Source organism: Marinococcus sp. LNHM4E3-1, assembly GCF_056034405.1.
Window position 1 is genome coordinate 335,459 of the sequence record NZ_JBQLID010000001.1, and the last position, 14,151, is coordinate 349,609.

At 45.7% G+C, this 14,151-nt stretch carries 14 protein-coding genes; 12 read left to right on the forward strand and 2 right to left on the reverse strand.

Features of this window, described 5'->3' with window-relative positions:
* Nucleotides 1-49 precede the first annotated feature (49 nt).
* Complete coding sequence (locus tag ACTRXI_RS01630; protein ID WP_474260745.1) at nucleotides 50-1,372, reverse strand: endo-1,4-beta-xylanase; 1,323 nt, start codon at nucleotides 1,370-1,372, stop codon at nucleotides 50-52.
* A 414-nt stretch (nucleotides 1,373-1,786) separates the two neighbouring features.
* Here ACTRXI_RS01630 and ACTRXI_RS01635 point away from each other — a divergent pair, with 414 nt between their 5' ends.
* The 12 genes from ACTRXI_RS01635 (at nucleotide 1,787) to ACTRXI_RS01690 (ending at nucleotide 13,245) form a co-directional block, all read left to right on the forward strand.
* A complete protein-coding gene (locus ACTRXI_RS01635; RefSeq protein WP_474260746.1) occupies nucleotides 1,787-2,536 on the forward strand; it encodes a helix-turn-helix transcriptional regulator in 750 nt (249 codons plus the stop codon).
* A gap of 80 nt (nucleotides 2,537-2,616) precedes the next feature.
* Complete coding sequence (locus ACTRXI_RS01640; RefSeq protein WP_474260747.1) at nucleotides 2,617-2,889, forward strand: hypothetical protein; 273 nt, start codon at nucleotides 2,617-2,619, stop codon at nucleotides 2,887-2,889.
* Between the two features lie 338 nt (nucleotides 2,890-3,227).
* Nucleotides 3,228-4,202: a 2-keto-3-deoxygluconate permease gene (locus ACTRXI_RS01645; protein ID WP_474260748.1), complete on the forward strand. Its 975-nt coding sequence runs from the start codon at nucleotides 3,228-3,230 to the stop codon at nucleotides 4,200-4,202.
* Nucleotides 4,203-4,273: 71 nt separating this feature from the next.
* Nucleotides 4,274-5,563, forward strand: a complete 1,290-nt coding sequence (locus tag ACTRXI_RS01650; RefSeq protein ID WP_474260749.1) for a four-carbon acid sugar kinase family protein — start codon at nucleotides 4,274-4,276, stop codon at nucleotides 5,561-5,563.
* Nucleotides 5,560-6,555 (forward strand): 4-hydroxythreonine-4-phosphate dehydrogenase PdxA, encoded by a 996-nt coding sequence (gene pdxA, locus ACTRXI_RS01655; RefSeq protein WP_474260750.1) that lies wholly within the window; start codon nucleotides 5,560-5,562, stop codon nucleotides 6,553-6,555. Before ACTRXI_RS01650 ends, pdxA begins: the two co-directional genes overlap by 4 nt.
* Nucleotides 6,556-6,620: 65 nt before the next feature.
* Nucleotides 6,621-8,351, forward strand: coding sequence for a PrpR N-terminal domain-containing protein (locus ACTRXI_RS01660; RefSeq protein ID WP_474260751.1), 1,731 nt, complete (start codon nucleotides 6,621-6,623; stop codon nucleotides 8,349-8,351).
* A 246-nt stretch (nucleotides 8,352-8,597) separates the two neighbouring features.
* A complete protein-coding gene (locus ACTRXI_RS01665; RefSeq protein WP_474260752.1) occupies nucleotides 8,598-9,632 on the forward strand; it encodes a zinc-binding dehydrogenase in 1,035 nt (344 codons plus the stop codon).
* A gap of 379 nt (nucleotides 9,633-10,011) precedes the next feature.
* On the forward strand, nucleotides 10,012-10,239 hold the full coding sequence (locus ACTRXI_RS01670; protein ID WP_474260753.1) for an SHOCT domain-containing protein: 228 nt from the start codon (nucleotides 10,012-10,014) through the stop codon (nucleotides 10,237-10,239).
* Nucleotides 10,240-10,373: 134 nt separating this feature from the next.
* Nucleotides 10,374-11,774: a sensor histidine kinase gene (locus ACTRXI_RS01675; protein ID WP_474260754.1), complete on the forward strand. Its 1,401-nt coding sequence runs from the start codon at nucleotides 10,374-10,376 to the stop codon at nucleotides 11,772-11,774.
* A gap of 90 nt (nucleotides 11,775-11,864) precedes the next feature.
* Nucleotides 11,865-12,200 carry a four-helix bundle copper-binding protein gene (locus ACTRXI_RS01680; protein ID WP_474260756.1) on the forward strand — a complete coding sequence of 112 codons (336 nt, stop codon included), beginning with the start codon at nucleotides 11,865-11,867 and terminating at the stop codon, nucleotides 12,198-12,200.
* Nucleotides 12,201-12,300: 100 nt separating this feature from the next.
* On the forward strand, nucleotides 12,301-13,005 hold the full coding sequence (locus ACTRXI_RS01685) for a response regulator transcription factor (RefSeq protein ID WP_474260757.1): 705 nt from the start codon (nucleotides 12,301-12,303) through the stop codon (nucleotides 13,003-13,005).
* Between the two features lie 45 nt (nucleotides 13,006-13,050).
* Nucleotides 13,051-13,245, forward strand: coding sequence for a hypothetical protein (locus ACTRXI_RS01690; protein ID WP_474260758.1), 195 nt, complete (start codon nucleotides 13,051-13,053; stop codon nucleotides 13,243-13,245).
* A 26-nt stretch (nucleotides 13,246-13,271) separates the two neighbouring features.
* Here the strand turns inward: ACTRXI_RS01690 and ACTRXI_RS01695 are convergent, their stop codons facing one another.
* Nucleotides 13,272-14,114, reverse strand: coding sequence for an HD-GYP domain-containing protein (locus ACTRXI_RS01695; protein ID WP_474260759.1), 843 nt, complete (start codon nucleotides 14,112-14,114; stop codon nucleotides 13,272-13,274).
* Nucleotides 14,115-14,151: the final 37 nt, after the last annotated feature.

The following is a 14,151-nucleotide window of genomic DNA, read 5'->3' on the forward strand; positions in this document are numbered from 1 at the left end:
CATGCTCCCGCACTCGTTTTGTTTGATTTGCTGTTATAAATAGGGTGGGTTAAACTGCTTTCCTGCGCCGATAGAGAAGTCCGGTTATCGAAGCGATCGTAAGAAGGCCTCCTGCAAGCACATAAGCAAGCTGATTGGTGGAGGTTTCAGGAAGTTCTCCGCCCTCCGTATCCTCAGATTCTGCGGCTGCAGCATTATCTTCAAGCTCAGCCGGAGAGGAAGGCGTTTCGTCTAATGCCCAGTATGCCGGCTTCACGTTATAATCGACATCAAATACAAATGGGGCATCTTTGCCAGGTGTTTCCTGATCATCGAATTGATCGTCGAGCCAGGTATGGTTATCGGCAATCCCCCAGAAAGTGACATTGCTGATTTGGTCGTCTAAATCTGTAAATGACTGAAACAGCTCCTGATAGCGGTCCGCCTGCTGGGCTAGTACGTCATCCGGAATTTCCTCATAGCTTTTGTACTCGCCGCTTGGAGGATACGGGTAAACGCTCATATCCAATTCGGTGATCTGATTATCCAGGCCAAGGTCCGAAAACAGCTCTATAGAGTCTTCGATGCTTTCCGTTTCGGGCCAGGAAACATTAATGTGTGTTTGGTGACCGACTCCGTCAATTGGTACGCCTTCGTCCTGCAATTCGGTGACAAGATCATACAGGTGCTCTTTTTTTGGAGATTCATTGGTATTGTAATCGTTTATATACAGCTTGGCATCTTCGCCGCCGTGTTCGCGTGCCGACTCAAACGCGGTTTTAATGTATTCTTTGCCCGTAATTTGATACCACGGGGATTCGCGGAGCCCTTCCTCGTTTTCAGCCTCCGGATCAATAACTTCATTTACAACGTCCCAGGCGTCAATATCATCTTTATAACGGGTCATGACAGCTTCAATGTGTGTATCAAGTCTCTCTAGAAGCAATTCTTTATTGGCTTCCTGCTGCTCCGGATCTGTTTCTTCTACCATTTCATTACCATCTTCATCGATAAAAAACCAATCCGGGACCTGTTCGTGCCAAAGCAGTGTATGAAAACGAAGCTCCATATTATGTTCCTTGGAAAAAGCAACGATCTGATCGGCTTCTTCCCAATCAAATTCCCCTTCCTCCGGCTGTAAAGAGATAGGCTTCATCACATTCTCAGCAACGAGGCTATTATAATGCTTTTCAAGAATTTCTCCCTGCGTGCCGGTCAAATGCTCAGGCTCTACGGCAGCACCCATGGGAAAAGAATCATTATAGCTGTCTTTTAATGCAGGTACATCCAGTGCAGATACATTTTCTCCTTCGTCAGCGGAAGCAGTAGCTGCGCCACTACTGATTAAAGCCACAGCCAGTCCGGAAGCGATGAATTGTTTATTGTTTTTCATAATATCCCCCTTAATTATGAAGCCCTAGATTCAAAGTGATGTAAGCTGACCCCCCTTCAAGAATGAAAGCGATTTCAATACAAGGCCATACTACCATAGAATAATAAGTTGGTATACCTAATAAACAAAGTTTTCTTAAAAATATGAAAAATAGGAAAATAATAAGTATATTGAATTAATATTAGTTAAATTATCATTAATTGGTTTTTATTCTTTAATTACCGGATAAATTATGTATTGAAAAATAAAAGCAGAAAGCTCCCCACCGCAAAACAAAGCCACCCAAAAATCCGCTATTTTTAACAGAAAAGATGAATTATTGATATTTTATGAATTATAATTAATAGATAATGAACGCAAAATGTAGTATGTTTATAAGGACAGCCTAATACATAAGATAAAGGAACATCTGCGATGAGCATGAATTATGAACGGTTCCGTTCGCTGTATGATCGGGAGATAAAGAAAATGGAACAGGCCGAAAACGAAGATCTGGTGCAGCTGTATATGGCACAGAACCGCTTTTTCGACTGCATCTTCCGCAGCCGCAAAAAAGAGGCCAAAAAAGAACTGGCAGCCATTTACCGGATCATTTTGCTGGAGCCGGAGGATGACAAACGCCTGCTGGTGCTGAAGCAGTATTACTTCTTTCTAATTGGCGGCTTTCTGGACCGGTACACCCAGACATTTTCTTATAATAAAAAGGCGCTGGCCGCTTCGGTAGCCCTGATCAATGTCATGGAAGAATGGGAGCGGGAAGAGGATTTTTATGAAGGAATCAACGTGCTGGTAGATGGTATGCTTGATACGACCTGGAACGATGATTTCCAGTCCTACAATAACCCGATCATTTCAAGGTTTATTACACTCGTAAATCAGCAGATCTACCAGGAATTGAATACGGAGATACTGGCCAGTCAGCTCGGCATCTCCCATAGTCATATTTCCCGGCTGGTCAACGAAGAACTGGGCACGTCCATTCCGAACTACGTGACCTATAAACGGGCCGAGGAGGCGGCATACCTTCTGCAGGCGACCGCCCAACCGGTGAAATCAATCGCTGAGCGCCTGCGGTTTTCGAGCGCCAGCTATTTTGGGGTGTGCTTTAAAAGCATTCATGGCTGCACGCCAAGGCAGTATCGTATATTTGCAGCCCAGCGGTAAAAAAGGTTAACGCAGCTAATAAGGATAAAGATAGGAGCGGTCAGCCGCTTCTGGCAAAGAAAGAGAAAGAGGGAAAATGAATGCGCACGCAGGATTTAAAACAGGCGGTCATTACCTGCCTGGAAGCAAATGATGGTGAAATGGAAATGTCTGCGCTGGTGAGGCAGGTAACCCGCAAGCTGTCATTTCCCGTACACGCCAAGGAACTAGACGATTGTGTCAATGGATTAGAGCAGACTGGTGCTGTCAAAAAACTGAGATCTTCGTCAGGGTCAGCAGCGGTAGTTTTACGAAAAGACGCATCCAGCATCGCTGGTTATTTTATAGAAAGCATACATAAGAGCCGTCTCTAACTAATAGAGGTGGCTTTTTTATATTATTGTCATCTAAGTATTTAACTTTCTAAGGAAGGAAGTTCCTTCGTCTTAATAAAGTCGGTTTGCTTCTCATAGTTCATATTAAAGGAGTGGCACAGGTTTGAACGAATCCGAGCTTCATGCAGCAGACGGGGAATTGCTTGCCCATTTTTCCATTGCGTTTAACTAAACTATATGATTTGTTTTATTTTGCAACTGTTTTTTGAATTTTTGTATTTGCAGTTGAAAAAATAGTCGATATGTTTTATATTTCAACATGTAAGCGCTATTATATATACTGTTGCAAATTGCAAAAATAAAAAGGAGGTTGTATAATGCGTATTAAAGCGAATATGGAGAAAATTCCTGGAGGCATGATGGTAGTTCCTTTGTTACTTGGGGCCCTAATTAACACCTTTTTCCCTGGTATGCTGCGTATCGGAGGTTTTACTCAAGAACTTTTTGTTGACGGTGCGTTAGTGCTAATTGCATTATTTTTACTTTGTGCGGGAGCGCAAATAAACGTAAGGAACGTAGGAACCACGATAGGTAAAGGTGTCACGTTATTGACAGTCAAATGGGCGGTAGGGGCTGCTTTCGGCTTGATTGCTTATGCTTTTGCCGGTACGGATGGTTTATTTCTAGGGCTTGCCCCTTTAGCTATTATCGCAGCCATGACAAATAGTAATGGTGGATTGTATGTAGCGCTTGTCGGGCAGTACGGCAAAGGAGACGACAGGGCGGCCTACTCCATACTGGCGCTTAATGACGGCCCTTTTCTTACGATGGTGGCGTTATCGATTTTTGGTGCAATGGGCTTTGTAGATGGTTTATTTTCGGTCATTGATTTCGTTGCGGTGCTTTTGCCAATTGTGATTGGGGCGGTTTTAGGAAATCTGGATGAAGAAATGAGAGACTTTCTGGACTCTGGGAGCAACATGCTGATTCCGTTTTTCGCCTTCGCGCTGGGTATGGGAATTAACTTTGCGGACATTTTAGCGGGGGGACTCGGCGGCATCGTCCTTGGATTTATGACTGTATTTCTAACTGGAACCGCTGGCTACTGGGTGTTCAAGCTGTTCAACTGGAACCCGATTGTAGGGGCTTCGGAGGGCTCCTCAGCAGGTAACTCAGTTGCGACTCCGGCAGCGATAGCTTCCGCCAATGCCGCCTTCGCCAGTGTGGAATCCGTGGCTACCGTCCAGGTGGCAGCCAGTGTCGTGACTACTGCTATACTATTGCCTATTTATGTAGGCTTTCTTGTAAAGCGTTTGGAGAAAAAAGGAAAGCTTCAAACGTATCTTCAATGACATTTAACGTAAAATGAGAGGATTTCAAAACATGAAGTCCTCTTATTTTTGCCAGACGAGGTGATCTTAATATGGATATATGTATAATCGCTGATGATCTAACGGGAGCGAATGACTCGGGGGTACAGTGCGTTCAATACGGTTACCGCCCCTCTGTTGCCATTAATGCAAGCGATACAAGTGATTTTGTAAATAAAGAAGCACTTATCATTGACACAGATTCGAGGGAAATAACCTCCGAAGAAGCCTACCGGACGGTTAAAGAAGCTGTCGGGCCAATTACTGTGAATCCCCCGGCATTAATGTATAAAAAAATTGACTCTACGATGAGAGGGAACATTGGACATGAATTGGACGCGCTGTATGATGCGTTTTTACCGGATTTTATCCTGCTCAACCCTGCTTATCCCGAGAATGGAAGAACAGTTAGAAATGGAAATTTATATGTAAATGACAAAGCTTTAAAGGAAACCGGCATATCTACTTTTCCTAATCAGAGCGTCAGTTCTTCAAAAGTTACTGCTCTTCTTCAATTGCAAAGCAGTTATAAAGCTTATCATCTAAATGAAGATGAACTATACTCTGGTGAACTTGCAGAGCTGCTTAAACGTCTGAAAGGGGAAGGCGTAGTATATCTTAGCTTCGACGGGGAAACGGAGGAGCTGATGTTAAGCCAGAGCCGGGTGCTTGCAGCCACCGGGAACGATTTTATCTGGGCTGGTTCTGCCGGCCTCATGAAATTTTTACCTGATGTTTGCGGATTAAGCGGGAGCGAAGCCTCCTCTGAAAAAGCAGAAAGGTTAAATGAGTGTGAGTCCGTTTTGGTTGTAGCTGGAAGCCGCAGCAGTATAACTCAAAAACAGAAAGCCCGCCTGGAGGCGGATTACCCCGGGTGGTCGGTACCGCCGGAAATTTTTTTGGATCCCGGATGGCAGTATGATCCTTCCATAAAAGAAATTCTTCAGGCTGTTTCAGAGCGTAGTCATCCAGTAATGCTTATTTCCACGGATACGACTAAAATGGCTGTAGAGAATGTTAAAGAAAAAGCGGAAGAAATAAATATCCCGATGGCGGAAGCCACGAAAAAAATTGCTGAAGGGTTGGGCAGGTTAACACGCCTGATTTTCGATATTGAAACGTTTGATTCGATCTTAATGACGGGCGGGGACGTAGCCAGAGCGGTGTGCCTTTCACTGGAAAGCATAGAATTTGAATTGTTTCAGGAATTTGAACCTGGTATACCCGTGGGAAGACTACGCGGGTATTATAATCCTATCGCCATTACGAAAGCAGGGGCTTTTGGTACGGAAAGTACGTTCATTCATGCGATCGAAACACTGAGAGGAGAAATTTTAAAATGACAAAGCCAGTTATTGGAATTACGATGGGAGATGCTGCAGGAGTAGGACCAGAAATTATTGTAAAAGCTCTGGCAGGTGCTTCTGTTTATGAATATTGCACGCCCGTGGTCATCGGTGACACCGGACGTCTTGAAGACGTAATAAAAATTACGAATACCGGCCAGACAGTAGTGTCCATATCAGATCCTTCAGAGGCGAAAGTGGATCCTTCAGTAATTAATTGCCTCCAGGTAGGTGATTTAGACCCTGATCTTCCCTTTGGTAAGTTATCCTTCGAGGCGGGCAAGCATGCATTTTTATATTTGGAAAAAGCAGTGCAGCTTGCTATGGAGAAGCGTATTGATGCTATCTGTACGGCTCCGTTAAATAAGGAAGCTCTTCAGGGAGCAGGATACAATTATCCGGGACATACAGAAATTCTTGCTGATTTGACAGGCACGAAGGATTATTCCATGATGCTTTCTGCGCCCAATCTGAAGGTTATTCATCTCACAACCCATCTGGGATTGAAGGATGCCATTGAAGCAATAACGCCCGAACGCACGTATAACGTCATTCGTCTCGCTCACAGCACACTCTCAAAGGCCGGCTTTTCCAATCCTAAAATTGCTGTATGCGGTATTAACCCACATGCTGGGGAGAACGGTTTGTTTGGATATGGAGAAGAAGAAAAGCAGCTGCTCCCTGGCATTCAGAAGGCTCAGGAGGAAAATATCAACGTGGAAGGGCCTTATCCGGCAGATACGCTGTTTTTTCGTGCAGGCCGGGGCGATTTTGACGTTGTCGTAGCATGCTATCACGACCAGGGCCACGCTCCGGTGAAGGTTCTTGGACTTGAAGCTGGGGTGAATATTACGGTTGGTTTAAATTACGGGGTCATACGAACCTCGGTCGATCATGGGACAGCTTTTGACATAGCCGGAAAAAATATCGCGGATGAGCGGAGTCTTCTTGAAGCGCTCACTATCGCTGCGGAGCTGGCACCTAAATAACTTGTTCTCCGAATCTTGCATTTTCATGTAAAATATGAAGAAATTGCATTAAAGGGAGTAAGGAAATGTTGAAAATAGGGATTATAGCTCCGTATCAAGGCTTAAAAGAAGTAGCAAACAAGGTCAGTGAAGCTCACCAGGAAGTGATTATAGACGTACAGTTAGCTGATCTGGAAGAAGCTGTAGAACCTGCCCGCCAGTTTGAGGAGCAAAACTACCATGTATTGATCAGCCGGGGCGGAACGGCACAAATTTTGCGTGAACGAACTTCTCTTCCAGTAGTTGAAATAGATGTTTCCGGCTACGATATACTGCGTACGCTGCTGCTCTTCAAAGACTCTAAAGAGCCTATAGAATTAATCGGGTTTCCCAACGTCTGCCATGGGGTGAATCAGGTGGCGGAACTATTGGGTATATCCATTTCCTATCAGGTTATTCACAGCTCTTCAGAAGTGCACCAGGCAGTAGAAAATGCTATCAGCCGAAACATACAAGTTATTATTGGAGATACAGTAACTTTGACGACAGCCCGGCGTTTTGGGCTGGAGGGGATTATGATAACCTCTGGTCCGGAGTCTGTGGAACAGGCTGTCTTTCAGGCAAAAGAAGTTGGAAGACTAATGCTTTATCAGGACTCGATGAACAGAAGCTATCATCATTTACTGGAGCATTTACCGGAAAATATTGCTTTAATCAAAGATACCGGGGAATTAATATTTGCCAATCAGTCATTTTTAAATCTCTTTCGATTGACCTCGTATGTAAACCAAAATGCTGACAAGAGCAATACGTTGCATAGTCTGCATCAAAAAATGCTGAATTATTCTTTTCTTCAGGAGACGTTCGTTTTTGAGGGGCGCAGTGTAATTGTAGAAGGAGAATTTTTAGTTGAAGGAAAAGAACGACTGTATTTTTTGAAAATCAGTGATGAAAACAGATACAAAATAGAACAAGATGGTTTATCCATTCAGCCGTTACAATCAGACATTGTTTCCTTTGGCCAAATTTCTACAGCTGATGAACGAGTACGTTCCGTGGTGGAAAAGGCGAAAAAGTTTACTGAATCCGTATATTTTATCCAGGGGGAAAATGGGACGGGTAAGCGTTCCATTGCTACCGCGCTGCATCATTACCGTAATAACTATATTGAAAATCAATGGGAAGTAAGACTGGACAAAGATTTCGGCGAAATTGCGATGAAGCGGCTCGAAGCTATGATGGTATCGGGAAGTGGCACATTTTACATTAAAAATTGGGGGGCTCTTTCAAAAGATAGGCTTGAACAACTTTTTCAAATTGCCTCTGCTTCCGCCTCTGTAATTATATTTGCTGCCAGGCAAACTGAGCTGCCTTTGCTTCAGGAGAAGTTTAAAAAAGAAAGCCTGGTGCTTTCACTTCCTCCTTTACGTGAGAGAATCGAGCACTTACCGGAATATATACGCACATTCATTGCCAGAAACAATTCAAAATACGGGAAACAGATTGTAGGAGTGGAAAGCGGCCTTTTGTTAGAATGGAAAGCCTATCACTGGCCGAGGAATCTGCATGAACTGCAGGAGCTGGTAGAATTGGGTGTACGGAACTCCGACGGTCCGTATATTTCCAGAGAAGCCATTCTGACTAATGCTGAATCCACTGATGGAAGGGGTGAAGTGCTGGATCTGAATCAGCCACTCGATAACATTGAGAAACAAGTGATCAACTTAGTGCTGCAGGAAGAAAACATGAACCAGACCCGGGCTGCCAAACGACTGAACATTAACCGATCAACATTATGGCGTAAGCTCAAAAGCTGAAGATTAAATGGAACGAAATAAGAATAAGTAAAACACCTCTAACGTCGTTTTCCAAGTGAAACCGGCAGATGGAGGTGTTTTTTTATGGAAATGAAATGACAGGAAGATTATGACGTAAAGAAGGGTAACACCTTTTTCTTGCTTTAAATCCCGCTTCCCGGGTTACACTGTACGCATCACTCATCTATAAATTTTAGAGAAGTGAGAATAAGCGAAAACATATTTATGACAAGGTGGGAATCAGCTATGAAAGCAAATATCATGTACGAAGCGGGCGATGTCCGTGTGGAAGACGTACCGAAGCCAGAGGTGCAGGAGCCAACGGACAGCGTGCTGAAGGTTGTTGCTGCGTGCATCTGCGGAAGTGATCTGCATCCGTACCGTCACATGCATGCCCATGATCACGGGGAAGGCGAGCCGATGGGCCACGAAGTGATCGGGCGCATCGATGAAATGGGCTCCGGCGTCACAGATTTTAAGCAGGGCGACCTCGTCGTCGTGCCATTCGCGTATGGGGACAATACGTGCCCGTACTGCCAGGAAGGGCTGCAGACGTCGTGCGTGAACGGCGGATTTATGAACGGCTGCCAGGCAGAATATGTACGCATCCCGCAGGCGCAGGGGAGCATGTTTAAGCTGCCGGACCACATCGATGACGATTCACCGCTGCTTCCTTCCCTGTTGACCATTTCGGACGTTTACGGCACCGGCTACCATGCAGCCGTTATGGGCGGTGTGAACGAAAATACGACCGTCACCGTGGTGGGTGATGGAGCCGTCGGACTGCTTGCTGTGCTGTCTGCGAAAAAGCTCGGCGCACCGAAAATTATTTTAATGGGACGCCATAAGGAACGCACCGACCTCGGAGTGGAATTCGGTGCCACTGACGTCGTTTCAGAGCGCGGAGAGGAAGGCATTGCCAAAGTCCGCGAGCTGACGAACGGTGAAGGAACCCACGTCGTGCTTGAGTGTGTCGGGCTGATGCCGGCCTATGACATGAGCGTGGGCGCTGTCCGCCCGGGCGGTGTGATCAGCCGTGTAGGCGCGCCGCAGTATGAGGAGGCGCCGGTCGGGTTTACAAGTCTTTTCCGTCACAATATTACATTGACGGGCGGTCCAGCTCCGACCCGTGCATATATGGACGAGCTGCTGCCGGACATTCTCGACGGCACCCTTAATCCGGGCCGCGTGTTTGATGTCACCATGGGAATCGAAGACGTTCCGGAAGGCTACCGGGCGATGAATGACCGTGAAGCACTTAAAGTACTGGTGAAGCCGTAAGATAAGCGAATAACCGCTAAAGGGAAGACACATTCATTTGTGTTTTCCCTTTAATTGTTCTATGAAGAGCTATTTTTTTGTATCACTGGTATTAAACATATATTTTATCATTGGAACATAAAACGTTACCCGGCCAGTAAATACACCCTGGGGATTTATATTAAGGAAGCAGCATTATAGTCCTTGGATACAAGTATAAACAAGATAGATATTTTCAAATTAATCATCTTCACGTTTTCTTTACATGTTGGTGTCATTATATAGGTACTTCTAGATTAATTTTTAACCCGTTCACGAATTGGTAAAAATTCATTGATTTTGAAGTATTTCTATATACACCCTATTAGGGTATATAATAAAAATAGGAGGAGGGGTAACTATGATGAATGGAAGCATGGCGGTAATGTCTCTTGGCATGTGGATTTGGATGCTTTTTCTCATCGTGCTTGCAGCTGTGGGTATCTATGTTATCGTTCGATTAGCAGTAAAATCGCAAAACAGCAGCAACGATACTTCATTAAGTACACTTCGGCAGCGTTTTGCCAACGGGGAGCTGACGGAAGAAGAATTTGAGCAAAAAAAGCGTGTTCTTCAAAACAATAAATGAATGCCGCCTGGGAGCCTTTTTCATCATGGAAGAGGGCTCCCCCTCATTTCGCTTCGGGATATTGTTATACCTGGACCGGACGCATGGCCCGTTACATAGGGAAGGGATGTGAAAATTTGCGCAGGATGCTTCGAATGTTTTCCGGACATATTACCATAAAATTAGCAGCTATTTTGTTCTCATTGTTTTTAGTAGTATTGATCCCTCTCGCTTTCGTCATCCATGAAGTGATTTCCGGTTTTTTCTTCGAGCATGAAGTGGAAGAAATGAAGCAAAGCGTTTCTCATTACGAATCCATGTACGAAGAAAATGGCACGATTGCGACCGGAGTGCTGAAAACGTTAACGAAAGACCACCAGGACGCCTATGTGTTAAATAACTCCTTTCAACCAAGCCGTCATGTTGGAGAAAATACCGGTGATTTTACTTCCGGTATTCCGGACGGGGAACGGGAAGAAATACGTGCTGGCGGGACGGTCGAACGGGAATATACCGACGAAGCGACAGGGGAAAAGTATTTTGTAGTCGGCAGTGCCCTGCAGGACGGTGGCGCTGAGTCAGAAAGCATTTATCTTTTCTCATCCCAGTCTGCGATAGAAGGGGAAATCCAGGAGGTCCAGCGTCTTATTACGCTCGCAGTCATCGGAGCTTTCCTTCTTGCGTTTGCCTGTATCATTATTCTTGTGCGGCGGCTCACACTTCCTTTATTGCAGATGGAACAAGCAACCCGGCAAATCGCAAAAGGGGAACTGGAGGTAAGGGTCCACCATCCGCCTAAAGACGAGGTAGGATCACTTGGTACAGCAATTAATGATCTGGCTGAAGATTTAAAACAGTACCGGGATGCCCGGAGAGCTTTTTTAGCGGATATCTCCCATGAGCTACGGACGCCGGTCACATATATTAAAGGCTATTCCCACATTCTGAAGGAAAAACTTTACGATCAGGAGGAGGAGGAAGATGCATACCTTACGATTCTCTCCGAAGAAGCTGAGCGGTTAAATCGTTTGGTGGAAGAATTGTTCGATTTGGCGCAAATGGATGACGGACATATGAAATTAACCAAAAAGGATTTGGCGTTAGCCCCAATGCTTGAACGGATTGTTAAAGGCTTTGCTCTGCCGGCCCGCCAGCAGGGACTGGAATTGGACATGGACGTAGAGGAAGGACTGATCGTCCACGGAGATGAACTGCGATTGGAGCAGGTGTTCATGAACCTTATGACAAATGCCCTGCGTTATACTGAAAAAGGAAGTATCTCAATTCATGGCGGCCGCAGCTCCACTCATCAGCCGGTCATAACAGTAACAGATACAGGAATAGGAATCCCAAAAAAGGAACTGCCATTTATTTTCGACCGGTTTTATCGTGTAGACAAGTCCCGGTCCCGTGAAGGCGGGGGCACGGGCCTGGGACTTGCGATTGTGAAGCAGTTAATGCATGCTCATGATGGAGATATTGAGGTTTCGAGTGTCCCGGGGGAAGGCACGTCATTTATATTAACGTTTGCCCGGCCCGGAAAAAATGCGCAGTAAAGAAATAATTCAATGCTCTTCACAGTTTCTTCACATTAAGCGGGCACAATGAAAACAGGCAGGCGGGAGAGGGAAAATCAAAAAGAGAGGATGGTTTCAATGACCTACGAAGAATACGTACAAGAATGTCTTCGATGCATGGAGCAATGCAACCGCTGTTTTGATGACTGCCTGAAAGAAGACGATGTGAAGATGATGGCAGAATGTATCCGTCTCGATCGTGAATGTGCAGATATGTGTGCCTTTGCAGCAAAAGCGATGCAAAGCAATAGTCCATTTGCGAAAGAAATCTGCGCCCTTTGCGCAAAAATCTGCCGTGCCTGCGGGGATGAATGCGCGAAGCACGGCGATCATCATCAGCACTGTAAAGATTGCGCGGATGCGTGCTACCGCTGTGCAGAAGCATGCGAACAAATGGCAAAATAGCATTAAGGAACGGGGAACCGTTGGACCACGTCCAGCGGTTTTCTTCTATTATTATATTAACAATGTACATAGACTGCTGCAGGTAAAAGGAAGTGAAAAAATGAAGCATAAGGAAACCTACCGCATTCTGGTAGTGGATGATGAGTTTCCAATGAGACAGATGCTGCGGATCTACTTGCAGCACGGAGGCTATCAAGTTACAGAGGCAGCCGGAGGAGAAGAAGCGTTAAACCAGTGGCGAAAGCAGTCATATGACCTGTTAATATTAGATCTTATGATGCCTGGCACTGATGGCTGGGCGGTTTGTGAAACTATCCGGTCCTCCAGTGCGGTGCCGATTTTGATGCTCACAGCCCGGGCAGGGCTTGAAGACAGAGTGGAAGGTCTGGAGCTGGGGGCGGATGATTATCTGGCCAAACCATTTGAAGCCAAAGAGCTGCTTGCCCGCGTGCAGGCGCTGCTCCGTCGTTCGTATGATTTTCCCTTATCATATGAATCGTCACAGGAAATTGAACGGGGGTCGCTGCGGGTGGATCCGGAGAAACGGTCGGTGTTTGTCTCGGATGAAGAAGTCGTATTGACCCCGAAGGAATTTGACCTGCTTCATACACTGATTGTGAAGCCGGGGAGGGTGTTCAGCCGGGAATTGCTGCTCCAGCAGATTTGGGGCATGGATTACATGGGGGATGTGCGTACAGTAGATACACATATGAAAAATCTCCGGCTCAAGCTAAACGCCTTCTATCACGAAAAAAATCCTGTTCACACTGTCTGGGGCGTCGGATATAAGTTTAAAGAATCATAGCACAGCTGTGCCAGAGCAATCAGAAGAGGGAAGGGGGAAAGGACAATGAAGTGGTTGGAATGGATAACGGCAGGAGTATTAATCATTGTTGGCCTGGGCTGCTTGACGATGTCTGCAGCGTGGGCTGCGCCTTTTACGAACGTGCATACGTTTATGCATCAATTGTTTCTGGTGTGCTCCTGGGTATTTCTGCCGCTTGGTGCTTTCCTGCTTATTTATTACACGCTGATGAAAAAATGAGGAATTTAGAAAGAGGACTGCGTGTATTAAAGCGGATCTATCCATTGGCTGATCTGTACGGTTTGATCGACAGGAAGGTAATAGGTTTCATGTGTTCGAATGTCTCTCACAAGCGGCAGGGTGGGAAGAGCTTCATCAATATCGACGATAACTGCCGTGGCACCGTTCGTTAATTGGACGGCGGCGCCTTTAGGAAAGATCCCGAGAAATTCGCAGAAAATGCGAATATATTCAGGATCCAGCGGCCCGGCTTCCTTTCGTAATAGATGCACTGCCTGAAGCGGGGATACAGCTCGAAGGTAAGGCCGGTCCAGCGATAGAGCGGAATAGACGTCGAGCACAGATAACAACCGGACAGCATCTGCAAGTTTGGATGCCGGGGTTCCACTCGGATAGCCGCTCCCGTCCAGGCGTTCGTGATGCCGGAAAGCCATGGAAGAAATAGATTCAGAAAACCCGCGGTCTTTTAATATGTTATACCCCTGTCTGGCATGATTTTTTAACATTTTCCATTCGGCCAGGGTAGGGGCTTTTTGTTTTGTTAATACAGTACGGGGAATAGCAGTTTTGCCAATATCATGAAGCAGCAGCCCGCAAGCTATTTCATATATATTTGGCCATTCCAGCTGGCGGGCAGCCAAAGAACCGAGAAGAAAGACGTCAAACGAGTGGCGGTAGGTATACATATCCCAGGCTGCCAGCTGTTGAAATAACTGCCGAACGCCCTGGTCCTTCATCAGCGAATGGAAAAGATGCTCCAGCCAATAATAATGGGAGGGCTGTTGTAATTTGCCGCCTAAACGAAAGCCGTCATCGAGGCCTGATGTATTTTTCAAAAACAAGCGGCGGTCTTCAGGACTGATCGGCATATCTATCTCACCTCATTTTCTGTGGGGTATAAGTATT